Genomic DNA, 25,817 nt, shown 5'->3' with positions numbered 1-25,817 from the left:
GCGCCAAGCCCCGCTTGCGCTTTTGTCCCTGTCTACCTAACAGTCCTGAGCCAAGGGTCAACGCAGAGCAAGGGGACTGGTCAATATGGCGGTGGTGTTTCAGTGGCTTGTGCGTTTGGCGGCCGTTCTGATTGTGCTGAGTGTGATGGCCATCGTGCTGGTCTACTATCTCGCCTCGCGGTCTTTGCCCAATTACGACGCCGTGGTGCGGGTGCCGGGGATCAGCGACACGATCGAAATCGTGCGTGACAACGCCAATGTACCCCATATTTTTGCGGTCGCGGACGCCGATGTGTTTCACGGGCTTGGATTTGCCCATGCGCAGGATCGGCTTTGGCAGATGATGATGCTGCGCCGCACGGCGCAAGGACGCTTGAGCGAGTTGTTTGGTACTGCGACCGTCGACGTAGACCGCTTTATCCGCCGTCTGGATATCTACCGACTGGCGGTGCAGTCCGTCGAGGCGCAAGACGGAGAGACGCTTGCCGCCCTTAACGCCTATGCCGCGGGCGTGAATGCCCGCCTTGATCAGATCAACGCCGAGGCGCTTGGGCGTGGTGCTCCGGAGATGTTCCTGTTCAACACGGCGCTTGCTCCATGGCGGCCCGCGGACAGTCTGGCTGTGGCCAAGCTGATGGGGCTGCAACTGTCAGGACACATGAGTGAGGAAGTGTTGCGCGCGCGGGTGTCACTGGCGTTGGGTGATCCGGCCCGATTGGCTGATATCCTGCCTGATGTGCCCGGACCGGGCGTGGCGAGCCTGCCGGAATATGCGAGCCTTGTGCCCGGTGCTATGCCGTCCTTTGCAGCTTTGCCAGATGATCCGCATCCGCTCTCGCCCTTCCGTCCTCGGGGGCTGACGGGAGCGTCCAATGCTTGGGCTGCGGCGGCTTCACGCTCTGCCTCCGGCGGTACGCTGTTGGCCAACGATCCGCATTTGGGCTTTTCGGCCCCTGCGGTGTGGTATCTGGCCCGTCTTTCCTTGCAAAGCGGGGCGGTCATTGGTGGGACGATCCCCGGTATGCCTATGGTTCTGACGGGGCGGTCAGACAATCTGGGTTGGGGGCTGACTACGGCATATGTGGACGATCAAGACGTCTTGATCGAAGAGTTGAATCCCGAAAATCCGAACCAGTACCGCACTCCGGATGGGTTCAAGGAATTTGAGAGCCGGGCCTCTATCTTACAGATCAAGGGAGAGGACCCGGTTACTCTAACGCTGCGGTGGAGTGACAATGGCCCCATCTTGCCGGGCAGTTTCCGCAACCTCGAAGCGGTCACCCCGCCGGGGCACGTGGCCGCGCTCAGTTGGACGGTGTTGTCGCCCAGCGACACGTCGGTACAATCGGGGCTGAAGCTCATGATGGCCCAGACCGTGGCCGAAGCGATCAGCGCCGCCGAAGGGCACATCGCGCCTGCACAGAACCTGACGCTGGTAGACCGTTCCAGCATCGCAATGAAGACCATTGGTGCGGTGCCGCGCCGTGACGCGAAACATCAAAGTCAGGGGCGGATGCCCTCGCTTGGCTGGCGTTCCGAAAACCGCTGGCAAGGGCGCATGGCCTATCAATCAAACCCCGGTTTCGTCGCACCCGTGGGGGGAATCCTTGGCAACACGAACAACAAAACGATCGACCGTCCGTTTCCCAACCATGTCAGCTTTCAATGGGGGGACACGCAGCGTGTCCAACGCTGGCGCCGTCTGATGCAGGCCCGCGAAGTGCACACACGCGACAGTTTTATCGAAGCACAATTGGATACCGTTTCGATTACGGCGCGCACTCTGCTGCCTTTCATGGGAGCCGAGTTGTGGTTTGCGGGCGAGGCTGCCCCCGCTGGCACCCCGGAACGACAGCGTCAGCGTGCACTGGCATTGCTGGCCGAGTGGAACGGGGAGATGAACGAACACTGGCCGGAACCGCTGATCTACGCGGCTTGGCTGCGCGCCCTACAGGACCGGTTGGTACGGGATGAGTTGGGGCCACTGGCCGATACTCTCACACACCCCGAACCGCTGTTTATCGAAAGAGTCTTTCGCGACATCGATGGAGCCTCTGTTTGGTGTGATGTGCGCCAATCCGCTCCGATCGAAACCTGCGCGGACATGGCGCGCTTTGCGCTGGACGACGCGTTGGTGTGGATCAACGAAACATGGGGCAGTCAGCTTGAATCCTTGCGTTGGGGGGATGCTCATCAGGCCACGCATGATCATCAGGTACTGGGCGAGGTGCCGGTGCTGCGCAATTTCGTCAACATCCGGCAGTCGACGTCTGGAGGGGACAACACCCTCCAACGGGGTTTAACGAGCGGGCAGGGGCTCAACCCGTTCCATAATGTGCACGGGGCAGGCTATCGCGGGGTTTATGACTTTGCTGATCCCAACAGTTCGGTTTTCGTCATCTCGACGGGCCAATCGGGGCATTTCCTCTCGCGTCATTACGATGATCTGGCGCAGCTTTGGCGGCGTGGCGAATACATTCCGATGTCGCTGGACGAAGGGCTTGCACGGGCTGCATCCGTGGGCGTCACCCGATTGGAGCCGCTGCGCTAGTGCCCACCATCCTGTTCAATAAACCTTTCGGCGTACTGTCCCAGTTTACGGATAAGGGTACGGAAGGGTCTGCCCGTCCGACGCTGTCGTCCTTTATCGATGTACCTGACATCTATCCTGCTGGGCGGCTGGATCGGGACAGCGAGGGGTTGATGGTTCTGACAAGTGATGGCGCTCTGCAGGCGCGTATTGCGAATCCGAAGTTCAAGGCCCCTAAAACGTATTGGGCACAGGTCGAAGGCGATGTCACCGCAGAAGCTTTGGTGGCGCTGGCTAAAGGGGTGACCTTGAAAGACGGCCTCACACGTCCCGCAAATGCAAAACGGATAAGTGCACCAACGCAGCTTTGGAACAGGGATCCACCGATCCGGGTCCGCAAATCGGTTCCCGATTGCTGGATAGAACTGACCCTTCGTGAAGGGCGCAACAAGCAAGTGCGGCGTATGACGGCGCATGTGGGTTATCCGACACTGCGGTTGATCCGCGTTGCGATCGGGGACTGGTCATTGGGAAATCTGCGACCGGGAGAGTGGCGCGAAATCTGAACCGGTTTGATATCATGTCGATACCCAACCGGCCTTTGATGTCAAATACCGACGCCTTGTTCAACTTCAGCCCGCCGCATCCGCTGCATCAGAACAGAGCCGGCCATACTCGCCAGCAGCACGGTTACGATCAACGCCATGGGCGTTCCATCAAATAACAGACCGACCGGAGAGGCTAGGGCAGCCCCCAAAACAGTCGATACTGCCCCGATGACCGACGCCGCCATTCCTGCGATATGCCCCATAGGCTCCATCGCTATGGCGTTCAGATTGGCGACCGTCAGCCCCCCCTGAAACATCACACCCCAAAGCCAAAAGACAAAGACAGGGAATAGGTAAGGCAGACCGGCCAACATCCACAACACGAAGACAGCAGAAAGAAGAACCTGGATTGCAAGCGCCCATGTCACCAGCCGTCGCATGCCAAAACGGCCTACCACGGCGGCATTGAGCAAGCTCGACACTCCCGATGCAATTGCAATTGCGCCGAACCAGATCGGAAAACTCTCTTCGCGCCCAAATGTGACATCAAAGATCGGTTGCACCATCGTGAGCACCGAAAACAGGGTCATCAACATCAGGGTTTGAACATAAATCGACAAACGTACAGTTGGGTTCGCGAACATCTGGCGCACCGCATCCAGCATCAAGGGGACGCGCAAGGGGCGCCGGGCTTCAGGCGGAAGTGTTTCGCCGATGCGTGTTGAGAACCAAACAAATAAGACGATGCTGAACACAAGGAACGCGGCGAATATCGCGCGCCACCCGAAGGCTTCGGAAATCAAGGCCCCGATCAACGGAGCAATTCCAGGAACGAGCAAAAACACCACCATGGTCAGAGACATGATACTGGCCATGGCGCGGCCCGAATACAGATCACGGATGATGGCTGCGGACACAACTCGCGGGCCGGCAGCCCCAAGGCCCTGCAAAACACGGGCAGCCAGCATCAGTTCCAGAGTGGGTGCCATCCAGCTGAGAATTGCTCCTAACGCGTAGACGGCGAGGCCCGCATAGACCACTGGCTTGCGCCCAAAGGCATCTGACAGCGGTCCGGTAAAGAATGTGCCAGCGCCCATGCCGATCACGAAAAATGTCATAACCAGAGCGGCTTGCGCCACGCCCAGCGGAGCAATGTCGGCGGAAATCGCTGGCAAGGCTGGCATCATCGCGTCGATCGAAAACGCAATCGTCGCGAACATCATCGCCATCAGTGCGATGAATTCAGTTTTGCTTAGGTTTTGCCCTTTTGGGGTTGTCACTGCCCATCTGCTCCAGAATAGTGGACGCTAGTTAGCGTCACTTTGGGCGATGGGTGCGCGAGGTGCAACGCCTTAAAGTTGCAATTTCCATAAAATATGTAACTTAGACGTGTTTACGTTTGGTCAGGCAGCGCCTGCACGCAGCTCATCAATGACTTGTGCCCAAAGTTCGGGCGGCTGGGCCCCGGGCACCGCTTGTTTACCTGCCACAATGAACGTTGGCACCGAGTTGATGCCCATATTCCGGCTGTGAGTATCGCGGGCAGCAATGTTTGCGCGATCTGCATCCGACGCGAGCAGGCGGGTGACGACGGCAGCGTCCATTTCAATGCTGTCTGCGATGTCCGCCAGCACTTCGTGATCGCCAATATCGCGGGCGTCTACAAAATAGGCCTTGAACAGGGCCGATACGGCAGCGGTTTGTTTGCCCTCGATCCCGGCCCAGTGGATCAGGCGGTGCGCGTCCAGTGTGTTCGGGGTGCGCTCCATCCCCTCAAAGTCGATCTTGAGCCCGGCCTTGGCCGCGTTTTCCACCACCGGAGCATAGGCGCGTACAGCCCCTTCCTTGCCGCCGAATTTGCCTTCAAGATATGCACGGCGATCCATGCCGCCTTCGGGCATGTCCGGGTTCAACTGGAATGGGTGCCATTCAATGACGAACGGATGATCCGGGTGTGCTGCCAGCGCACGGTCCAGATGTGCCTTGCCGATATAGCACCACGGGCAGATCGGATCTGACATGATGTCGAGTTTGATGGGGCCGTCAGTAGTTTCGGTCATGTCAGCGAGCTTTCGTATTCTTGGGCCAGAACAGGTGCAGGCGGCGGCGCAGGATTTTGCCATTGGCGCTCATCGGCATTTGTTCGACCCGGATATAGGCACGGGGCTGTTTGTATGTTGCTAGATTGGGCTCCACATATGTGCGCAAGGCGTCTTCGTCCAGTGGGGCCGCGCTTGAATAAAAAGCGACGATCACACGTGCGCCTGGTTTGACTTCAACCTCTGCCGCTCCTGCTGAAGTCACGCCCGGTGCTGAGGAGACGACCGCCTCAACCTCAATTGGAGAGACGCGATACCCGCCCGCGTTCATCATGTCGTCATCGCGCCCAAGGTAGTGGATCTGCCCATCCGCGCTCATGCGGCCCAGATCCCCGGTGAGGAACCAATCATCCTTAAATTTTGCCTGTGTTTCAGCCGGGTGACCAAGATAGCCGATCATAAGGCCCGGATCGCTTTGGTGCACTGAAATGACCCCGGTATCACCTACTGGAACAGGCCCTTGCGCCCCAATGATGGCCACACAGCGTCCGGGTTGAGGACGCCCAAGCGCCTCCGTGGCACACGGAGCTTCCGGGTTTGACGAGATGAAAGTGGAACACTCTGACAACCCGTATGCTTCATAGATTTGGGTGCCGGTTTCGGCCTGCCATGCCTCTTGAGTCGCAGAGGGCAGCTTTTCACCAGCGCTAAGGGCATGGCGCAGGTCGGGCAGGGTGTGCAAAGGGCCGCGTGCCAACATCTGCCGATAGACGCCCGGTGCTGCGGCAAACAAGGTACCTTTGTGACAGGCCAACAACCCGCTGAGCGCTTCTGGTGGCGTGCCGGGTGCGGGGATCAGTGCAGTCCCACTGACACTCCACGGGTCCATCAGACCGGTGCCGAGTGTGTACGTCCAGTTGAACGCCCCTGCATGCATCAACACATCGTCCTGCCTTAGGCCGTACCAGCCTTGATGCATCATTCGGCGGGCCCAGATTGCACGATGGGCATGCGCCACGGCACGCGGTGCGCCGGATGTCCCTGACGTGTAAACGATGTATCCCAGCCGGTCGGGATGCCCCATATTCCACGGAGCAGGAGGGTGCGCGCGCATGGCACGCAATGTAGCCAAGCCGATTTCAGGCGCGCCGGATGCTGAAGCAACATCAGGATCGCGCAGAATGATACGGGGCTGCATCTGCGCGACAATCAGCGCGACTTCGTTCTTGCTGAGCGCGGCCGAGGTCGGAATTGGGACAAGCCCGACGGCTAAGGCGCCTAGATAGGCAATTGGAAAGTCGATGGTATTGCCCAGACGCAGCAGAATTTTGTCTCCGGGCTTACATCCTGCCTGTAAAAAACCAGCCCCGGTGCCGCGGACTGCGGCGACCAGCTCGGCATATGTCAGTCGCTCAACGCTTTTTTCGGAGACGACCGCTACTGCCACCTTGTCTGGCAAGGCTTCAGCACGTGCCAGAACATACGCCGCCATGTTGAACGGGCTTGGGCAGGCAGGAAAAGGCTTGGGGGTTGTGACGCTTAGCATACCCTTAGCGCTAAGGTCTGGAGGCCGGCGTTGCAAGCGTGACGGCGGCGACCTATATAGAGAACGTCATGACCGGAAAAGACCCTAAATCGCTGATCGAAATTGCGCGTTCCACTGGGGGCGAAGAGATGCCTGAGCCACTGGATCTGGGTGCGCGGGTGCGGGAGTTGCGCAAAGCGCGAGACTGGACCCTCGAACAGGCGGCGGGGCAGGCGGGACTAGCACGCTCTACCTTATCCAAGATCGAAAACGGGCAGATGTCACCCACCTATGAAGCGCTGAAAAAGCTTGCTGTGGGACTGGAGATTTCGGTCCCTCAGTTGTTCACGCCTCCGGAAAAAGGGCAGATCAACGGGCGGATGGTGATGACCCGCTCGGGCGAGGGCAATGCACAAGCGACAGTGACCTATGAGCATGAACTGCTTGCCGAAGCCCTTACCAAGAAAACCATGTTGCCCTACCGCGCGCGCGTGCGGGCCCGCACCATGGATGAATTCGATGGCTGGGTGCGGCACGACGGAGAAGAGTTCTTATACGTGCTGACGGGTGTGATCCGGCTTTATACCGAGTTTTATGAACCGGTGGAAATGCGGCGCGGTGATAGTGCGTACTACGACGCCACAATGGGCCACAATGTGGTTTCTACCAGCGACGACGACGCGCTGATCCTTTGGGTGACATCGCTGGCCTGATGATCAGGCTGTGTGCCGTTCCTTGGAAGTTTGGCGCGTCAGGTAGGCATCAAAGGCGTCTTGCGCTTCTTTGAGGGACATATCGTGCGTCGCGGCCAGATAGCTTTCGAAACGGTCCTGGTCCGCTTTCAAAAATGGCATTGCGCTTGGTTCAAGGTTCGGGAACTCGTTGCACAAGGCATTATAGCTCGCCGCCCAATTTTGGGTCAGATCATTCCAATTCATGCGTACCCCCGTAAGGTCTAGGTCTGGCCCTATCAAAGGCCATAGCAGTGACGTAGCAGGTCTTTTACGCACGTCAGACATCCACCCCGCGGGTGACTGTATTGTAAATGGCCTCGCGATCAAGCTTTATCGCGCGAAAAACTTTGCAAACAACCTATGCGAGAAGGTGGCCATGCCGCCACCAGTCAATGGTAAATGCATGGGGTAGCGGGGGTAAATGCCTGCAATCGTGTGGGAATATCTGCTCGTGGCTGCGACGGCAGGGTTTGCAAAACTATGACTGGTGGGAAACCTGTACACCTCTCTACTGTGGAGCGCCGTTGGCTTCGGGGAATAGTTTAAGCCCCCGAAGTCCAAGAAGAACTGGTCGAATTGACCATGCACAGCGATAGCGCCCTTTCCGCCTTGATGGGCCAATCCAACGTTGTCCGAGCCGATAAAACTGATCATCGGTATCGCCATGTTATTGCCTTCGGCGACCAAGTTGCAGCAACTTGGGACTACTCTTGGTACCACCAAAACTGTGGCATCCAGTCTGGTCCATCGCCGTAGATCGGGATGACGTCAGGATGTTTCATTTCTTGAACATGCGCGATGCGGCCTGTTGTAAACTGCCAGAATGGCACCACATAACGGCCCGCGATCAGAAGACGGTCTAGGGCTCGGGTTGCAGCAACGCTCTCTTCCGCGCTGCGGGCTGTGAGCATAGCGGTGATCATTGCGTCAATGGCCGGGTCTTTGGCTCCCATGAGGTTCCGCGAGCCCTCCTGATCCGCCGCCTCAGATCCCCAGTAGAAAAACTGTTCGTTTCCGGGGCTCAGTGACATGGCGCGGCGATGATAGGTCATGTCGAAGTCATAGGTGGTGGTACGGGCCGTGAATTGCGCGCCGTCCACCAATTCAGTCGTCACGTCAATTCCCATTCCTTCGAGCGCTTGGGTGTAGAGATCCGCAATTGCCCGGTCTTCACTGCGCTGCTGATCCAGCAGGATGGTAAATGCCATGGCCTCCCCATCGGCATTGCGCAATTTGCCGTTTTGGGTGGTCCACCCGGCTTCTTCCATCAGGCCAAGAGCACGGCGCAAACCAGCGCGGTTGCGCAAAGTACCGTCACTCTCGGGCAGGGCATATCCCTCCATCACACCGGGCAACAGTTTGCCGTTGAACGGCGCGAGCAGAGCGGCGACTTCGCCCTTGGCTGGTCCCGGTTCCATCGCAAGTGGCGAATTGGAAAAGTAGGAGGTGATGCGTGGTTGCGCGCCGCCTGTGAGGGTGTCGTTGATGTATTCAAAGTTGAATGCTGTGATCAGAGCTTCGCGCACACGCCAGTCATCAAACGGTGTCCGTCTTGTATTCATGACAAAGCCGGTGATGCCGGACGGCTTTTGGTGCTTGATTTCTGACTTCACGACGGCGCCAGATTCGACACGGGGGAAACTGTACTGGTTGGCCCAGGCATCAGCGTTGAACTCGCGCACAGCAGACACGTCGCCGGCTTTGAATGCTTCAAACACCACATCGCCATCGCCATAAAAGTCGATGGTGATTTGGTCAAAATTGAAGGTGCCGCGCATAAAGTTTAGATCGGCGCCCCAATAGTCAGGATTGCGTGTCAGGACAACGTTTCGGGCCGCCTCATAATCGCTGATCACGTAAGGTCCGCTGCCGATCGGGATATCGCCAAGGGCAGCGTCGGCGAAGGATTTCCCTTCCCACTGCGCCTTTTGCAGAATCGGACGCATGCCGGCCAGCAGGGCCAGTTCGCGATTCTCGGTGTTGAAGGTAAAGCGGACGGTGGCCGGTCCAATCTGCTCAAGAGTTTCGATCTGGGTCCAGAGACTGCGGTAGCGTCCATGCCCTTCGGTCCCAAGCGTTTCATAGGACCAGATCACATCTTCGACCGTCACCGGGCTGCCATCAGAGAATCGCGCCTCGGGGCGCAGGGTGAACTCCACCCAAGAGCGATCGTCCGGCACCTCAATTGATTCGGCGAGTACTCCGTAGAGAGCAAAAGGTTCGTTGCGGTTGCGCCCCATCAGGGATTCGTGGGTCAAAAAACGTAGCTGCCACGGCACGTTGCCCTTCTGAATGTAGGGATTGAGCGAATCAAAGCTGCCGGTGTTGGCCAGCGTGATCGCGCCGCTTTTTGGCGCATCGGGATTCGCGTGCGGAAGAGACACAAAATCCGGTGGTAGGGCAGGCGCCCCATACATAGCTATGCCATGGCTTGGCTCTGCTTGTGTCTGCGTCGTACCTGACACAAAGGTTAACAGAATCGCGCCAAATGCGATCAAACGCACCTTCTCAAATTGGAAATAATCCCGGCCCATATCGTAAACAATCCTCAATTGCCCTTGTTTTGTTAACAATAGCGAGCGTTGGACCTTTACGCATTATCAAACTTTTAGCTTGGACTCTTTGAGCGCATTTGCTTATAACGAAGTCACTGCTCGATAGGTTTCTTGCCTGTATGAAACCTGCCTCAATAACTTAACGCCAGCTTCGTGCTGGCGTTTTTTTTGTTCGCTTTTGTGTCGTCGAAAACGACGTTGCCCAAAAAACGATGTGATATCGATCCCGAACCTGAAGCCGCCGACGAATATTGTCGTCGGTCACACGGAACTTACTTGGGCGGTTGCGTCGGGTCTTTGCCATTCGGATAAACGAGTCCCGCCGAGATCACCAGTTTGGCCGCATCCTCGACACTCATATCCAGTTCGATCACGTCTTCGGCAGGGAAGAACAGCAAAAACCCGGAGGTCGGGTTCGGTGTCGTGGGCACAAAGATGCTGCGCAGCTCACCTGTATTACCAGCGCGCTCGCTCACCTCGCCTTTGGCGGTCGTTGAGATAAAGCCGATAGCCCAGATGCCTTTGCGTGGATACTCGATCAGGCACGCTTTTTCGAAGGACCTTTCGGACTGCGCAAACACCGTTTCCGAGATTTGTTTGATGCCCGAATAGATCGAACGCACCACTGGCGTGCGCTCCACCAGGCTTTCGGCCCATCGGATCAGCGATCGTCCGATATAGCCTTTGGCGATCCAACCGATAAAAATGGTGAACAGCAAAAAGACGATAACACCAACGCCACGCACGTTGACGCGTATCCAGTCCGGGTTGGGAATGATCACGCCGTCCTGATTGATCATCCGCGGGTTGCCGAGCCAGTAGTTAACAATCGAATCCGGCTGCCAAACATTTGGCACCAGCGGCCAGACAAAGCCGTCGATCCATCCGATCACTGTCCAGATCAACCAGATCGTCAGGCCGACGGGAGCGATAACCACCAATCCAGTCAGAAACGATGCCCGCAATCTGGACAACAGACCGGGGCGGCGCGGTTTTTCAGGATCGAAAGGGGTATTCATATGCGTCCCGCGACTGGTTCGTGGGATACGTAGGGGAAGGTAGAGGGCACTACAATGGCTTCACCCCGGCTTTGTGCCTGTGGATCAGGCATTACGGGTCATGTTGCTCAAATGCGTGGCAATTTCGGCGCCAAGTCGCGCGTTGTTGCGTACCAGTGCGATATTGGCGATGAGTGATCGCCCGTCCGTCAGTTCGAAAATGCGTTGCAACAGGTATGGAGTAACCGCCTTGCCTTTGATGCCATGGGTATCCGCATCCTGTGCCGCTTGCGCGATGATGGGGGCAAGGGTGGCGCGGTCAATCTCTGCCTCGGGTGGGATTGGGTTGGCCACCAGTTGCCCGCCGGGAATCTTCATTTCGCGACGCGTGGCGTGTGCCTTTGCGATGCTTTTCGCGCTGTCCATGCGCAAGGGCGCTGCGATACCGGCGCTACGCGACCAGAAAGCGGGCATGTCGTCCTGGCCATAAGCAATGACAGGCACGCCTTGGGTTTCCAGCACTTCGAGGGTCTTTGGGATATCGAGGATCGCTTTGGCGCCGGCTGCAATGACAGTGACCGGGGTCTGGGCCAGTTCCAGCAAATCGGCCGAGATATCAAACGTGCCTTCGGCGCCTTTGTGGACGCCGCCGATGCCGCCTGTGGCAAACACTTCGATCCCGGCAAGCCGTGCGGCGATCATAGTTGCGGCGACCGTGGTCGCGCCTGTCCCCCCTGTGGCGATACACGCGGCCATATCCGCGCGCGACAGTTTGGCGACATTGCGGGCCTGTGCCAGCGTTTCCAGCTGTCCATCGTCCAGACCAACGTGCAACATGCCTTCAATTACCGCCATGGTGGCGGGTTCAGCCCCGTGCGCGCGGACGTCCGCTTCGACCTGCCGGGCAACCTCAAGGTTTTGAGGATAAGGCATTCCGTGGGTGATGATGGTGCTTTCCAGCGCCACAAGTGGCGTGCCTGCCGCCTGAGCGGCGGCCACGGCGGGCGGGCGGGTCAAAGAAATCATATGGGTGTTTTTCCCGAAACATAGATTGAAGCGGCCTCTAGAGCGCGCATGAGGGACATTTCACGCGACGCTCCGCGCACTTCGGCTGCGATGTGGGCGGCCATGAAGGTATCGCCCGCGCCGGTGACACGGGTCACATCGGCCTTGGGTGGTATTTGAGAGATCAGCCCGTCGCGGGAGCCCTCAGTCGCCTTGCTGCCACCATCCGTGACCAGCACGCGCTGAGCGCCTGCATCCAGCATCGCCTCGGCGGCGTCGTGGGAGTTGGTTAAGACGCGGTCGCATAGTGTCCTGGCCTCTTCGAGGTTCACATAGAGTGTGCCGCGTTTGTGAGCCAAAAACGGGGCCAGCCGGTCCGCTTTGCCCGGGGATGCGGGCGCGATGCGCAGGTCCGCACCGACAAGGATTGGACTGGTGGCGATCTCGGTAAGCAAGTCCACGGTCAGGTTCCCGTCCAGCGCAACAAGGCCCATGTAGGGCGCGTCCTGCGTTGCTAGCCTGCCATCGATGAGGGGGCTTAGGATCTGGTCGCCGGCGCTTTCAAGAGAATGGGCGTCAGCCACGGCAGCGATCAGCCCATTGGCGCCTTCGATGGCCATATACTGATCTGTTGGCAGGTCTTCGGATCGGTGGACAAGGTCGGTGATCAGGCCGCGCGCCTGGCAGGCAGCAATCAGTTCGTCTCCCGCCGCGTCGCGTCCAACAGCGGATAACAGGGCAGGGGTCAAGCCGGTACGTGCCAATGTCATTGCGATGTTCAGAGCAACACCGCCGGGAATACGCTCAATGCGACCCGCATTATCTGACCCGACGCGCATGGCGACAGGAGCGCGGGCGATCATGTCCCACAGGACCGATCCGATACAAAGGATGTCAGCGGCTTTGCTCATGCGACCCTTGTGCCGCTGTGTGCGCTCAGAGGCAAGCCGAACTAGCGCGCTGGCATACCGAAGGTGAGGGCCGCCCAGAACGTGTCCCAGACCGCCGCATTATCGTTCAAGATCGGCTCGAGTACGACTGCATCAAACAGGTAGTCGTGACCGGGTTGAACAGAAATTGTCGCCCGGCCGTTCTGGTCGGTGCGATGCAGACTGACCTGCACCTCACCCGACGGCGCGCGATCAAACACTTCGACCTGAGCGTCAGCGCGCGGGGTACCAAGATAAAGCACCAGCACCCGCATTTGACCGTCAAAACCGGGTGCGTACGGATTAGTGAGTGCTACGAACTCGGTTTTGAGTCCAAGCGCCTGGTCCGTTCCTTTACCGTCACCCACACCGATCAGCGCCTTGGCGTGGCGTGTATAGCGTTCCTTAAAGGGTGGCGGAGGAAAGCCATTTGCGCTGTGGCGCGCGGCCATGTCGGGGAAATCCTTGTGATCTGCAAATTTTTGAAACTTGTCCCACTCTTTGTAATTCACAAAGGAGGGAGTGGTTTCGTGTACGATGGTGACCAGACCTTCGCCCGGCGCGGGTTGATCAAATGCCGGTCGATCGCCCATGCGGCCCTGCACATTGGCCCCTTTGCTGCCCTGGATCACGTCAAAACGTGAAAAGCTGCGGGTGAAATAGGACAGCGTCGTGCCTTCAAAAACTTGGCCGTTCTTTAGGTTTGCAACGATATTTTCGCCGGAGGCGACTTGATACCTGTCTGCTTCGATCCAGAACTCATGCGCAGTTGCACTGCTTGCGAAAATCGCGCACCAGAAGGTCAGCACAAATCGGGAGAGTTTCATGACATCAGCCTTGTTCAGTATTGCCAGAAAGCTGCGGCTTTGGGGGGTGATGTCAAGCCTTTGGGCTTTGCTGTGTGTCAGTATGGCGAGTGCTCACGAAGTTGTGCCCACCATTGCCGACCTGACGGTGGCGGATGGGTCAGTGACATTTGAGATGCGCGTGAACATCGAAGCGCAATTGTCCGGCATCAATCTGGACGAGGTGGAAGATACGGATGAGGCGGAAAACGCAAGTGGTTACGATGCATTACGCGCGCTTTCTAATGCAGATATCGCCGCCCGTGCGCCTGACTTGATCGGGACATGGGATGCAACACCGTTGTTGAGCGCCGGGGGCGTTCAATTATTGCTAACACTGGACAGTGTGGTGGTGCCCGATGTGACGGACGGCGAATTGCCGCGCATCTCAGATATGGTCGTCACGGCAACATTACCGGAAGGTGTGTCCGCGATAGAAGTCACATGGCCGGAGGGCGCTGGCGATCTGGTCGTACGCCAGCAGGGAGTTGATGACCCCTACACTGGCTTGATCGACGGCGGTGCCACGTCCGGGCCCATCTCTCTGGCAGGCGGAGACGAAGCAACTGGCTGGCAGGCCTTCGGTACATACATCCCGGTCGGCTTTGACCACATCTTGCCCAAGGGTCTGGATCACATCCTGTTCGTGCTGGGCTTGTTTTTCCTGTCCACGCAGGTTGGCCCACTGCTGTGGCAGGTGTCAGCCTTTACGCTGGCGCATACGGTAACACTCGCGCTGGGGGCCTTGGGCCATGTCAGCGTACCGGGCGGTATCGTTGAGCCTCTGATCGCGGCCTCCATTGTATATGTTGCTGTTGAAAACATCTTTTCGCGCGGGCTTACCCCTTGGCGACCGGCAGTTGTTTTTGGATTTGGCCTGCTCCATGGGCTCGGTTTCGCCTCGGTGTTGGGCGAGTTTGGCCTGCCAGAGGGACAGTTCATTCCTGCTCTTATCGGGTTCAACGTTGGGGTCGAACTTGGGCAATTGGCAGTGATTGCGATGGCGGCAACTGCGCTTTGGCTTGGGTGCCGGGCTGCTGTGGCAGCGCGGCTGACAGGTGTTGAAGAACTGGTGGCGGAATACCCTGTCATGTTCCGAGCCTGGTCCATGACTGGTTCACTTATTATCGCAGTTATTGCGGTTTATTGGGTGATCGAGCGGACGCTTTTGTAATCAAGGGGGCGGGGGACGCCTTCGCCTTACGCGATCGGTGCAGTCAGAGCCGCAAAGGCGGCAACCGGATCATCCGCGCTCCAGATTTCTTCGCCGATGGCAAAGAAATCCGTAATCGGGGCAAGGCGGGCGATGCTTTCTGTATTCAAACCACCCTCTGCCACCACAGGGACTTCGACCACATCTGACCACCACTGAAACAGGTCATCTTCTGCCGCGGTGATATCGCCAAATGGCGTGATGGGACCAAACGCCACGTAATCTGCGCCAGCCTCACCTGCAGTCAGTCCGTCATGGCGGGACGCCCCGCAATAGCTGCCGACGATGGCGTCAGGACCAAGCGCCTTACGGGCATCGCGGGCGGACTGCTTGGCGCTCGACAGATGAACGCCATCAAGGCCCAACCGCTCGGCCAGACCTGCATGATCGGCAACAACGATGGCAACATCACGTGCATGCGCCACCGCGCGACATGCGTCTGCTGCGCGGGCAATGCGGTCTTCGTCATGGGTGGCTAGCGACAATCGCATGCAGGCGATGTCATGTGCATCGAGAAGGGCGGCCAATTGATCGGGAAATGTCGACAGGTCGAATGTCGGCGGGGTCAGCAGGTACAGCTGCGGCTGTTCCGGGCCTTGCTCGGGCTCACTCATCTTGGTCGTCCTTTTGCTTTGGGCGTTCTCTAGCGGATTGATGTGCAGAAGAAAACTTTTATGCCTCCGTCAGGTGTTTATTTGGCGAGATGAAGGGATTGCACGCCCGGCTTTGGTCGCGGTAGATGCGCGCCATGACACCAACCTTTGTGCTTACACGGCCCCAGATGGGCGAAAACATTGGGGCTGCGGCCCGCGCGATGCTGAATTTCGGCGTGGACCGGATGCGCATTGTGGCGCCACGCGACGGGTGGCCAAATCCGGCGGCCGTCGCAATGGCCAGTGGCGCGGGTCGGGTTCTGGACGCAGCGACGGTACATGATGATCTGGCAGGATCGCTAAGCGACTGCACCTACGTCTATGCAACAACAGCACGTCAACGGGATCTGACCAAGTCTGTTCTCAGCCCAGAGGCGGCCATGCAAGACGCAGCCGCGCGCATTGCAGAGGGACAGCATGTGGCTGTTTTGTTTGGCCCGGAACGCTCTGGTCTGGAAAACGAGGACATCGCGCAGGCCAACGCGCTGATCTCTGTCCCGGTGAATCCTGAATTCCCATCCTTGAACCTTGCACAATGCGTGCTGCTTGTGGGTTATGAATGGATGCGCGCCGCCGGGGCCGTGACGGCGGTCACCACTGAAATGGCCGGAACAGACTGGGCGACGGGTGATGAGGTCGAGCATCTTGCACGTCATTTTGAAGAGCGGCTGGAAGAGGCGGGTTTTTTCTTTCCTGACCACAAGGCTGCCAGTATGAAGGTTAATCTGCGCAACATGTGGAGCCGCATGCCGCTAACCCGTGCGGATGTGCAGACCCTGCACGGCACACTGCGTCAGATGGTCCGCTGGGCGCGGACGCGCTGACGCTGGACGTCTGTGGGTCGCGACCTTACGTTGCGCGGCGAACGAGAGACGTAAGGACTATGCATGGCGAAGAATCGCAGCATTTTTGAAGAGGTTGGAACGACCGAAAAGCAGGTCGTGGAAACTGGCGTGATCGATCGCGGACGTGGGGGCGCGCGCGGTGCGATCCGCGTGTGGCTGATGATGTTGTTCACGCTGGTCGTGCTGATGATCGCCGTGGGTGGATTGACCCGGTTGACGGACAGTGGGCTGTCGATCACGGAATGGCGTCCCTTTACCGGAGCGATCCCGCCCATGTCGGCAGCGGAGTGGGATTCTGAGTTCGCCAAATATCAGGTGATCGATGAATTTCGCATCCAGAACAGCTGGATGGAACTCTCCGATTTTAAAGTGATTTACTGGTGGGAATGGGGCCATCGACAATTGGGTCGGGTCATTGGAGTGGTCTGGGCCATCGGATTCTTTTGGTTCCTATTGCGCCGCAAGATACCCACTGGTTGGACACCGTCGCTGCTGGGGCTGGGTGTGCTGGGCGGACTGCAAGGTGCCATTGGCTGGTGGATGGTTGCCAGCGGCGTGACGTCTGGCGAAGGCATGGTGGATGTTGCGAGCTATCGCCTCGCGACGCATCTGGGCCTCGCTTTTGTCATTCTGGGCCTGCTTGCGTGGTACATCTACCACATGGGCCGGGCTGAGCGGGACTTGATGCAGGCGCGCCGGGATAAGGAGGCCAAGCTGTTTTCGATGTCTACGGGCCTTATGCACTTTGCGTTCCTGCAAATCCTGATTGGGGCGCTGGTGGCTGGGATTGATGCCGGGCGCAGCTATACCGACTGGCCCTTGATGGGAGGGCAGGTGTTTCCGGCCTCTGCGTTCATCTTTGAGCCGTGGTGGCGCAACCTGTTTGAAAGCCCGGGGCTGGTGCAGTTCGTTCACCGCGTGTCGGGTTATCTGTTGGCGATCTTTGCCGTGGTTGTGTGGATGCGCGGGCGGCGATCGGCGCACCCAAATACGCGGTTTGCGTTCAACGCGGTAATGGCGGCGATGGCGCTGCAAATTGCGCTTGGGATTGTGACTGTCTTGTACGGAGCACCTTGGCAGGTCGCTATCCTGCACCAATTCTTGGCCGTGGTGCTGTGGGCGCTGATCTTGCGAGCCCGGTTCCTGGCGGCCTATCCGCTTGCCACATCTCTCAGAGGAAACACCGCATGACCGCTTACGCTGACCTGATGGCTTTTGAACATGACACGCAGGCGCTTGGGCAGATTGCCGGGCGGCTCGGTTGGGATCAGGAGACCATGATGCCCCACGGCGCGCGCGACCAGCGGGGCGAAGAGATGGCAGCCATCGAAAAAGTGCTTCATGCCCGCCGCACAGACCCTCGCGTCGGCGATTGGTTGGCAGGTATCGATGCGGCGACTCTGGACGCTGTAGGGCAGGCGCAACTGCGCGAGATCCGGCGTAATTTCGAGCGTGCCAGCAAGGTACCTGCCGATTTGGCGGCGGCCTTGGCCCGCCAGACGTCGCTTGCGCATGGAGTTTGGGCTGAGGCGCGGGCAAATGACGATGTTGCCGCCTTTCTGCCCGCCTTGAGCGAAGTAATCGACCTCAAACGTGGAGAAGGAGCGGCCCTTGCGGCAGGCGGTGATATCTATGAAGCTATGCTTGCAGACTATGAACCCGGAACGACGGCTGCCGATCTGGACGCTATGTTCGGTGCTTTGCGTCCTGAACTGGCCGACTTGCGCGCTGCCATCCTTGAACGCGCCGAACCTGCTGGCGTGAGCGGGCCATTCGACGAAGCGGCGCAACTGCGCCTGAGTGAAACGCTTGCACGCGCCTTTGGTTACGACACCAAAAACGGGCGCATCGACAAGGCAGTGCACCCGTTTTCGTCCGGCTCCGGTCTTGATGTGCGGATCACCACACGCACCAATGCAAACGACCCTTTCAATTGCTTCTACTCGACCATCCATGAGGTGGGGCATGCCTGTTATGAACAGAACATCGACCGCAATTACTTGCTGACCCCATTGGGCCAAGGCGTGTCTATGGGCGTACATGAAAGCCAAAGCAGGATTTATGAAAACCAGTTGGGACGGAGCCGCGCCTTTACCGGGTGGCTGTTTGGGCAGATGCGAGACGCGTTTGGCGATTTTGGGATTGCAGATGAAGACGGGTTTTATGCGGCTGTAAATCGCGTTTCGAACGGATACATCCGCACGGAAGCGGACGAAGTGCAGTACAATTTGCACGTTCTGCTGCGTTTTGATCTGGAACGCGCTTTGATGTCAGGTGATTTGGGGGTGGATGACCTGGAAGCCGCTTGGAATGATCGCTTCGCAGCTGATTTTGGATATCAAGTCGACAAGCCGTCCAACGGTGTCCTTCAGGATGTGCATTGGTCCGAAGGCCTTTTCGGGTATTTCCCGACCTACAGTCTTGGCAATGTCTACGCAGGGTGTCTGAATGAGGCGCTGCGCGCGTCCGTGCCAGATCTGGACGAACAACTGGAGCAGGGGGATACGTCGGCAGCAACGGGTTGGCTACAGGAAAACTTGCAACGGCACGGTGGACTGTACGAGCCGCGTGACGTGATTACACGTGCGTGTGGGCAGGCACCCGACCCAGCGCCATTGCTGACTTATCTCAAAGACAAGTTCAGCGGCATTTACGCGTTGTAGTGCCAAGCACGGTTTCGGTCTGAGGTGACCGATCTGCGACTGCAGGCAGACTGCACATCTTTCCATTTGCAGTGCCTACTTTGGCATAGTCTTGGGCCGTTGCCACGACTGAACTGCAAGGCATCTGCAAATGAAAATGAATGGTTACAGTCGGGCGGAAAGCTCACGCGTGAAACGCACGTTGGGAAGAAGCGAACAGAAATGCAGAGGCAAGGCCACTAAAGGATCTGACACGGTCAACTTGGCCTGTTTGGGTTACTCGGCGTCCCCATCGTCTTCGCCTTGGTCTGCGATCCAGGCCACGCTGACAACTTCTTCGCCCTTGCCAGTGTCAAACACCTTGACGCCTCCGGCGCTGCGCGAGCGGAAGCTGATGCCTTCGATCGGTACTCGAATGGACTGGCCCTTTGACGTGGCAAGCATGATCTGATCGTCCATTTCGACAGGGAACGACGCCACGATCTGGCCACCACGCATGGCCTTGTCCATGGCTGCAACGCCCATGCCGCCGCGTCCACGCACTGGATAGTCATGGCTGGACGACAGTTTGCCAGAGCCTTTAGCCGTGACGGTCAGGATCAGGTTTTCGGCCGCCGACATCTCTGCATAGCGTGCCGGATCAATGGTCGCATTTGCATCCGTTTCTTCCTCATCTGATACATCAACATCATCCGCCAAGCCCGCAACTGCCCTGCGCATTTTTAGATACGCAGCACGCTCGTCGCTGGTCGCATCAAAGTGGCGGATGATCGACATGGAAACCACTTTGTCCGACCCGGACAACTTGACCCCGCGCACCCCGACCGAACTGCGCGAGTTGAACACACGCACGTCGGTGGCCGGAAAACGGATCGCCCGGCCCGAATTAGTGATCAGCATCACATCGTCGTCGTTTGAGGCGATGCGTGCATTGATCAGCGTCGTGTCGGCGTGCTCATCTTCGAACTTCATCGCGATCTTGCCATTGGACTTCACATTGGTGAAATCCGACAACTTGTTGCGTCGCACCGTTCCGGCGGATGTGGCAAAGACAACCTGCAGGTCGTCCCATTCCTTTTCATCGCGATCCACTGGCATGATGGCTGCAATGCTGACGCCCGTAGGGATGGGAAGGATATTGACGATCGCCTTGCCTTTGGATGTGCGACCACCTTGCGGCAGGCGCCATGTCTTGAGCTTGTAGACCATCCCGTCTGTCGTGAAGAACAACAGTTGCGTGTGTGTGTTCGCAACAAAGAGGGTGGTGATCACGTCCTCTTCTTTGGTCTGCATGCCGCTGACGCCCTTGCCGCCGCGCTTTTGACTGCGGAAATCAGCCAGAGGGGTGCGCTTGATGTAGCCGCCCGAGGTGACGGTCACGACCATATCCTCGCGCTCGATCAGGTCCTCATCTTCCATGTCGCCGGACCAGTCGACAATCTCGGTGCGGCGGGGAACGGCAAACAATTCTTTGGTTTCAGAGAGCTCAGCGGCGATGATCGCCATGATCCGCTCGCGGCTGCCAAGGATTTCGAGGTATTCCTTGATCTTGGCCGCCAGTTCTTCCAGTTCGTCCGTAACTTCTTTTACGCCAATCTGAGTGAGGCGTTGCAGGCGCAGTTCCAAAATGGCGCGGGCTTGGGTTTCGGACAGGTTATAGGTGCCGTCCTCGTTCGCGGTATGGGTCGGATCGTCGATCAACGCGATATAGGTCAGGATGTCGTTGGCCGGCCAGCGGCGCTCCATCAGCTTCGCGCGCGCCTCGGCGGCGTCAGCGGAGGAGCGGATCGTGGCGACAACTTCGTCGATATTGGTGACGGCAACGGCCAGACCACACAGGATGTGACTGCGCTCGCGTGCCTTGCGCAACTCAAACGCAGTGCGGCGCGCAACGACTTCTTCGCGGAAATCGATGAACGAGGTCAGGAAGCGGCGCAAAGTGAGTTGTTCTGGGCGTCCGCCGTTCAGTGCCAGCATGTTGCAGCCGAAATAGACCTGCATGGGCGTAAAGCGGAACAACTGGTTCAAAACCACTTCTGCCGTTGCATCTCGTTTCAATTCAACGACAACGCGCACACCATTGCGGTCAGATTCGTCCTGGACGTGGGCGATGCCCTCGATCTTTTTGTCGCGCGCGGCCTCTGCGATCCGTTCGATCATCGTGGCCTTGTTCACCTGATAGGGAATCTCATCAATAACAATGGCGTAACGGTCTTTCCTAATCTCTTCGACACGTGTCTTTGAGCGGATGATGACGCTGCCGCGTCCCTCGAGATAGGCCTTTCTTGCGCCAGAGCGGCCCAGAAGGATGCCGCCCGTCGGAAAGTCCGGGCCGGGGATGTAGTCGATCAGCTGTTCAGAGGACAAATCCGGGTCTTCGATCAGTGCAAGGCACGCATCAACGACTTCGCCCAAGTTGTGGGGCGGGATGTTGGTTGCCATGCCCACTGCAATACCGCCAGCGCCATTGACCAGCATATTGGGAAAGCGGGCGGGCAGGACGGTTGGTTCACGGTCTTTGCCGTCATAGTTGTCCTGAAAATCGACTGTATCCTTGTCGATATCGGCCAGAACATAAGCGGCAGGCTTGTCCATGCGTACTTCGGTATAGCGCATAGCCGCCGGGTTATCGCCGTCCATCGAACCAAAGTTGCCCTGACCATCCAGCAACGGCAGGGACATCGAGAAATCCTGCGCCATGCGCACCAGCGCGTCGTAAATCGCGGAATCCCCATGGGGGTGGTATTTCCCCATGACGTCGCCAACAGGGCGAGCCGACTTGCGATAGGATTTGTCGTGGGAATTTCCGGTCTCGAACATCGCATACAGGATGCGGCGGTGCACAGGTTTTAGGCCATCACGCAAATCCGGAATCGCGCGGCTGACAATGACCGACATCGCATAGTCCAGATAGGACGTGCGCATCTCGTGCTCGATGGACACTGAGGGTCCATCATAGCTGGGCCGTTCTGGCGTCATTTCATCATCATTATCAGGGGGTTGCGGCGTGTCGGTCACGTGGTTCTGCCCAATCTTTGCGTCACTCTACATCTTGGGGAACAACCTATCAGAAAGCACAGATAATGTGCAACGCCTGAGCGCACGCGCTGTTAGCAGTCTTGGCAATAGGCTGCTAAAATATTGTTTTTGTTGCTTATTAATCTTTGTCGCGCTCAACTGAACGCAGAAAAGAAAACAGAGGTGCAAAATGGAGCAAAATGAAACCGAACTGATGTTGAAGGGTTATGGGCTGACGACGGCTGAAATCTTTTACCGCATGCCGGACTTTACCCATGTCCTGAACACCTTTGTCTGGCAGGACTATGACATTGCGCCGGATCATCCGCGTTTGCTGAAATTCATCGATTTTTGGAAGGCCGAGATTGAAGGGCCGCTACATTCGGTGCGGTTTACGCACCGCAAGATGATGTCATGCGGGGAATGGCGCAATGTGACCGGAGAGTTCACGGTGCACTAAGGCGCTCTTCTCTGTTCAGGCCGAACAGGACGCCCCACCTAGAACGCAGAACTTGGCGCAATGTGGATGGTTTAGCGAAACCTCGCCTTCGGCCTCGGCCAGCGTCGCGCCCAGTTCAAACTGTGGATCATAGGGCAAGAGTGTACAGGCCAGCACTGCGGGACGTGCCGCCCCCTTGCGTTTGACCACCATGCGTGACGATGAACACATCACCGCTTCGGGGCGCTTGTTCAGGATCGACCAACATTCTGTCGTAATTTCAGGCACTTCAACGTCTTCGTCCATTTCCGGGAACAAAACCGTCGATCCGGGGTTAAATGCGTCGATGTCCCAACCTCGCGAGGCATAAAGGCTGGCATAGCCCTGACGTGCCTCGTCTTCGCTTTCAGCCATCTCAACCCGACCGGCAACTGCCATCCGCGCACCAACAGAGGCAAGCCATGCCATACCGCGCATCGACTTTTCGAACGCGCCGACACCACGTTCGGCGTCATGCACCGCGGGGGCATGGTGATCGAGGCTGACACGAAATGTGATCTTGCTGCCATAGCGGGTGACGAGATCCTTGATTCCCGCCTGCATCGTGGGGCGCATCATCGGAGCCATCGCGTTGGTCAGCACCAACACGTCGTATCCGCGCGCAAGGCTGCGCTCCAACATTTCGATACAGGCCGGGTTCATGAACGGTTCACCGCCCGTGAACCCGATTTCGCGAACGTTCCACCGACGCATTTCAAGCTGGTCGAGATAGTCGCTGACCTCGTCCGCACTCATATATACAAGAGCGTCATTGGTAGGAGAGCTTTCGATATAGCAGTTGATGCAAGTAATGTTGCAAAGCGTGCCAGTGTTGAACCACAGCGTTTCCGGGTTGCTGAGCGCGACTTTTGCCCGTTTCTCGCCCTTGGCCGTGACGTCCGGGTGTTCGAATTTACCAAGATTGGCGAGGTCTTTCATCGGACAACGTCCTGTCGTCAATTGGATACATTACACGTTCATTCCTAGAAGTTGGGTGCGGGTTGGAAAAGGCTCCTCCTGACGCTTTGACAGCTTTGTGATAAGCATTGATGCAGATAAGGCGCACAGCGTGTTTGACCGTTGAGTACCCTGTTGAATCTGATAGTGTTTGCGCAAACATTTTTTAGGAGTACCAAGCCATGGTTTCGCGTGTCATTCCGGTCGAGCCTTTCGATCTGGTGATCTTTGGGGGAACAGGCGACCTTGCACGACGCAAGATTTTGCCCGGTCTATTCCGTCGCTTTTGCGCAGGGCAAATGCCTAGCGATGCGACAGTCATAGGTGCGGCCCGTTCGGGCATGGATGCAGATGGCTACCGCGCATTCGTGGCCGAAGCGGTGCAAGAGTTTGGTGGAGAAGAAAAGGCGTCTACTGACAAGCTGCAGGCTTTTCTGGCGTGTATGGCTTATGTGTCGATCGATGCGCGCGGCGAAAAAGGGTGGCTCGAACTGGTAGAGTTGATCCAGCCGGGACGCGTACATGCGTTCTACTTCTCGGTTGCACCCAGCCTCTTTGGCGATCTGGCAGAACGTCTGAACCAGCACGGGCTGACCAACGATGCCAGCCGGATCGTGGTTGAAAAACCCTTTGGGCGCGATCTGGCGTCGGCCAAGGAGCTCAATCGTGATCTGGCCGCTTACTTCGACGAAAGCCAGATTTACCGGATCGACCATTATCTGGGCAAGGAAACGGTTCAGAACCTCATGGCCGTGCGCTTTGGCAACATGCTGTTCGAACCTCTTTGGAACAGCCAATATGTCGATCACATCCAGATTACTGTGGCCGAAACCGTCGGCGTGGGCGGGCGTGGAGAGTACTACGACAAGTCCGGAGCAATGCGGGACATGGTTCAAAACCACCTGATGCAACTTCTTTGCCTGATCGCGATGGAGCCGCCCAGCAAGTTTGACCCAGATGCTGTGCGCGACGAAAAACTCAAAGTCATCCGCGCGCTCGATTCTGTGGAACCGCATCACATCGTCCGGGGACAATATGAGGCTGGACCCGAAGGCCCCGGTTTCCGCGAAGAAGTCGGCGATCCGCGTACCCGCACCGAAAGCTATGTGGCCATGAAGGTTGGTGTCAGCAACTGGCGGTGGGCTGGCACGCCCTTCTATCTACGGACGGGCAAACGCCTCAAGGCGCGCTGTTCCGAAATTGTAGTGGTATTCAAAGAACTCAACCACTCGATCTTTGGTGAACAGGAGGATCATCGCAACGTACTGTCGATCCGCTTGCAACCCAACGAGGGCATGAAGCTAGGGGTAACTATCAAGGAGCCGGGGCCAGGTGGGATGCGCCTGATTGATGTCCCGCTAGATATGTCGTTTGCGGACGCGCTCGGCGATGAAGCAGCAGACCAGACGGATGCCTACGAACGTTTGATCATGGATGTGATCCGCGGCAACCAGACGCTGTTTATGCGCGGCGACGAGGTTGAGGCCGCGTGGGCGTGGACGGACCCGATCATTGATGGGTGGGAGACCCGTGGCGAAGTGCCGAAAACCTACGACAGTGGCAGCGAAGGCCCGGTGGATGCCGTGCAGTTGCTGGCCCGTGACACCCGAGTGTGGCGAAAGGTGGCCTCATGAAGATCCAAGAATATCCCGACCGTGAACTGCTGGCCATGCGGCTGGCGGATCAATTGGCTAGCGAGTTGAAGAACTGTTTGTTGATCCACCCATGGGCCTCCTTTGTGGTGCCGGGGGGAACAACCCCGGGGCCGATCTTTGACAGCCTTTGCGCCTCGGCGCTCGATTGGGACCGCGTGCATGTGATGCTCAGCGACGAACGCTGGGTGCCCGAGGGGCATGAGCGTTCAAACGCCAAGCTGCTCAAGGAACACCTGTTTGTCGATCGTGCCGCGGCGGCCAAGTTCATGCCATTCCATATGGAAGGCGAGACTCCCGAAAGCGCTGCACCTATCCTGTCCGAACATCTGGCAGAGGAGATGCCGATCTCGCTGTTGTTGCTGGGCATGGGCGCGGACATGCATACCGCTTCGCTGTTTCCCGGTGCAGCTGGTTTGCCGGCGATGATGGATGACAACGCGCCTTTAGTTGTGCCTGTATCCGTAGAGGGGCAAGAGCCGCGCATATCGTTTTCTGGCCCTGCGCTGGCAGGCGCGATGGCCAAACATCTGGTGATTTACGGCGACGAAAAACGGCGCGCGCTTGAAGCTGCGCAATCCATGTCACCAGTTGAGGCCCCGATCCGGGCCGTAATGGACGGCCTGATCGTCCATTGGGCGGAGTAAGTAA

Annotated in this window: 22 protein-coding genes; 10 read left to right on the top strand and 12 right to left on the bottom strand. The window is 57.9% G+C overall.

Annotated features, from left to right (window positions below; all coding sequences use genetic code 11):
* The first annotated feature begins 85 nt into the window (after nucleotides 1-85).
* Nucleotides 86-2,551, top strand: a complete 2,466-nt coding sequence (locus ABJD00_RS02750; protein WP_413829275.1) for a penicillin acylase family protein — start codon at nucleotides 86-88, stop codon at nucleotides 2,549-2,551.
* Nucleotides 2,551-3,096: a pseudouridine synthase gene (locus ABJD00_RS02745; RefSeq protein WP_413829274.1), complete on the top strand. Its 546-nt coding sequence runs from the start codon at nucleotides 2,551-2,553 to the stop codon at nucleotides 3,094-3,096. Before ABJD00_RS02750 ends, ABJD00_RS02745 begins: the two co-directional genes overlap by 1 nt.
* Nucleotides 3,097-3,137: 41 nt before the next feature.
* Here ABJD00_RS02745 and ABJD00_RS02740 read toward each other — a convergent pair whose 3' ends face one another.
* The 3 genes from ABJD00_RS02740 to ABJD00_RS02730 form a co-directional block, all read right to left on the bottom strand.
* Nucleotides 3,138-4,358, bottom strand: coding sequence for a multidrug effflux MFS transporter (locus ABJD00_RS02740; protein ID WP_413829273.1), 1,221 nt, complete (start codon nucleotides 4,356-4,358; stop codon nucleotides 3,138-3,140).
* A 123-nt stretch (nucleotides 4,359-4,481) separates the two neighbouring features.
* A complete protein-coding gene (locus tag ABJD00_RS02735; RefSeq protein WP_413829272.1) occupies nucleotides 4,482-5,138 on the bottom strand; it encodes a DsbA family oxidoreductase in 657 nt (218 codons plus the stop codon).
* Between the two features lies 1 nt (nucleotide 5,139).
* Complete coding sequence (locus tag ABJD00_RS02730; protein WP_413829271.1) at nucleotides 5,140-6,663, bottom strand: class I adenylate-forming enzyme family protein; 1,524 nt, start codon at nucleotides 6,661-6,663, stop codon at nucleotides 5,140-5,142.
* Nucleotides 6,664-6,731: 68 nt separating this feature from the next.
* Here ABJD00_RS02730 and ABJD00_RS02725 point away from each other — a divergent pair, with 68 nt between their 5' ends.
* Nucleotides 6,732-7,355, top strand: coding sequence for a helix-turn-helix domain-containing protein (locus ABJD00_RS02725; RefSeq protein ID WP_413829270.1), 624 nt, complete (start codon nucleotides 6,732-6,734; stop codon nucleotides 7,353-7,355).
* 3 nt (nucleotides 7,356-7,358) lie between these two features.
* On the opposite strand, the gene ABJD00_RS02720 is transcribed toward ABJD00_RS02725, so the two are convergent.
* The 6 genes from ABJD00_RS02720 to ABJD00_RS02695 form a co-directional block, all read right to left on the bottom strand.
* The gene (locus ABJD00_RS02720) at nucleotides 7,359-7,580 is read right to left on the bottom strand and encodes a hypothetical protein (RefSeq protein ID WP_413829269.1); all 222 of its coding nucleotides are present in this window, start codon (nucleotides 7,578-7,580) and stop codon (nucleotides 7,359-7,361) included.
* A gap of 500 nt (nucleotides 7,581-8,080) precedes the next feature.
* The gene (locus ABJD00_RS02715) at nucleotides 8,081-9,910 is read right to left on the bottom strand and encodes an extracellular solute-binding protein (protein ID WP_413829268.1); all 1,830 of its coding nucleotides are present in this window, start codon (nucleotides 9,908-9,910) and stop codon (nucleotides 8,081-8,083) included.
* Nucleotides 9,911-10,203: 293 nt separating this feature from the next.
* Nucleotides 10,204-10,950: a DUF502 domain-containing protein gene (locus ABJD00_RS02710; protein ID WP_108837773.1), complete on the bottom strand. Its 747-nt coding sequence runs from the start codon at nucleotides 10,948-10,950 to the stop codon at nucleotides 10,204-10,206.
* Between the two features lie 84 nt (nucleotides 10,951-11,034).
* Entirely contained in the window at nucleotides 11,035-11,955 is a 921-nt protein-coding gene (locus ABJD00_RS02705; protein ID WP_413829267.1) for a pseudouridine-5'-phosphate glycosidase, read from the bottom strand.
* Nucleotides 11,952-12,845 (bottom strand): PfkB family carbohydrate kinase, encoded by an 894-nt coding sequence (locus tag ABJD00_RS02700; RefSeq protein WP_413829266.1) that lies wholly within the window; start codon nucleotides 12,843-12,845, stop codon nucleotides 11,952-11,954. Before ABJD00_RS02700 ends, ABJD00_RS02705 begins: the two co-directional genes overlap by 4 nt.
* 41 nt (nucleotides 12,846-12,886) lie before the next feature.
* Entirely contained in the window at nucleotides 12,887-13,690 is an 804-nt protein-coding gene (locus ABJD00_RS02695) for a DUF4198 domain-containing protein (RefSeq protein WP_413829265.1), read from the bottom strand.
* Here ABJD00_RS02695 and ABJD00_RS02690 point away from each other — a divergent pair.
* Nucleotides 13,689-14,882, top strand: a complete 1,194-nt coding sequence (locus ABJD00_RS02690) for a HupE/UreJ family protein (protein ID WP_413829264.1) — start codon at nucleotides 13,689-13,691, stop codon at nucleotides 14,880-14,882. The genes ABJD00_RS02695 and ABJD00_RS02690 overlap by 2 nt on opposite strands.
* Nucleotides 14,883-14,908: 26 nt before the next feature.
* On the opposite strand, the gene ABJD00_RS02685 is transcribed toward ABJD00_RS02690, so the two are convergent.
* A complete protein-coding gene (locus ABJD00_RS02685) occupies nucleotides 14,909-15,535 on the bottom strand; it encodes a thiamine phosphate synthase (RefSeq protein WP_413829263.1) in 627 nt (208 codons plus the stop codon).
* Between the two features lie 125 nt (nucleotides 15,536-15,660).
* On the opposite strand from ABJD00_RS02685, the gene ABJD00_RS02680 reads away from it, so the two are divergent.
* From ABJD00_RS02680 to ABJD00_RS02670, 3 genes are all read left to right on the top strand, one after another.
* Complete coding sequence (locus tag ABJD00_RS02680; RefSeq protein ID WP_413829262.1) at nucleotides 15,661-16,398, top strand: RNA methyltransferase; 738 nt, start codon at nucleotides 15,661-15,663, stop codon at nucleotides 16,396-16,398.
* 63 nt (nucleotides 16,399-16,461) lie between these two features.
* Entirely contained in the window at nucleotides 16,462-17,610 is a 1,149-nt protein-coding gene (gene ctaA, locus ABJD00_RS02675) for a heme A synthase (RefSeq protein ID WP_413829261.1), read from the top strand.
* Nucleotides 17,607-19,082 carry a carboxypeptidase M32 gene (locus ABJD00_RS02670; RefSeq protein ID WP_413829260.1) on the top strand — a complete coding sequence of 492 codons (1,476 nt, stop codon included), beginning with the start codon at nucleotides 17,607-17,609 and terminating at the stop codon, nucleotides 19,080-19,082. The genes ctaA and ABJD00_RS02670 overlap by 4 nt, the downstream gene beginning before the upstream one ends.
* Nucleotides 19,083-19,337: 255 nt before the next feature.
* On the opposite strand, the gene gyrA is transcribed toward ABJD00_RS02670, so the two are convergent.
* Complete coding sequence (gyrA, locus tag ABJD00_RS02665; protein WP_413829637.1) at nucleotides 19,338-22,040, bottom strand: DNA gyrase subunit A; 2,703 nt, start codon at nucleotides 22,038-22,040, stop codon at nucleotides 19,338-19,340.
* Nucleotides 22,041-22,269: 229 nt separating this feature from the next.
* Here gyrA and ABJD00_RS02660 point away from each other — a divergent pair, with 229 nt between their 5' ends.
* Complete coding sequence (locus tag ABJD00_RS02660) at nucleotides 22,270-22,539, top strand: usg protein (RefSeq protein ID WP_108837783.1); 270 nt, start codon at nucleotides 22,270-22,272, stop codon at nucleotides 22,537-22,539.
* 15 nt (nucleotides 22,540-22,554) lie between these two features.
* Here ABJD00_RS02660 and ABJD00_RS02655 read toward each other — a convergent pair whose 3' ends face one another.
* A complete protein-coding gene (locus ABJD00_RS02655; RefSeq protein ID WP_413829259.1) occupies nucleotides 22,555-23,496 on the bottom strand; it encodes a radical SAM protein in 942 nt (313 codons plus the stop codon).
* 200 nt (nucleotides 23,497-23,696) lie between these two features.
* Between ABJD00_RS02655 and zwf the strand changes: the two genes are divergently transcribed.
* Both zwf and pgl read left to right on the top strand, forming a co-directional pair.
* Complete coding sequence (gene zwf, locus ABJD00_RS02650; protein WP_413829258.1) at nucleotides 23,697-25,148, top strand: glucose-6-phosphate dehydrogenase; 1,452 nt, start codon at nucleotides 23,697-23,699, stop codon at nucleotides 25,146-25,148.
* On the top strand, nucleotides 25,145-25,813 hold the full coding sequence (gene pgl / locus ABJD00_RS02645; protein ID WP_413829257.1) for a 6-phosphogluconolactonase: 669 nt from the start codon (nucleotides 25,145-25,147) through the stop codon (nucleotides 25,811-25,813). The genes zwf and pgl overlap by 4 nt, the downstream gene beginning before the upstream one ends.
* Nucleotides 25,814-25,817 lie beyond the last annotated feature (4 nt).

The organism is Tateyamaria sp. (assembly GCF_039945315.1).
Lineage (GTDB): Bacteria > Pseudomonadota > Alphaproteobacteria > Rhodobacterales > Rhodobacteraceae > Tateyamaria.
Note: the sequence above shows the minus strand (reverse complement) of the source record. Positions and strands in the feature narration are given on the sequence as shown.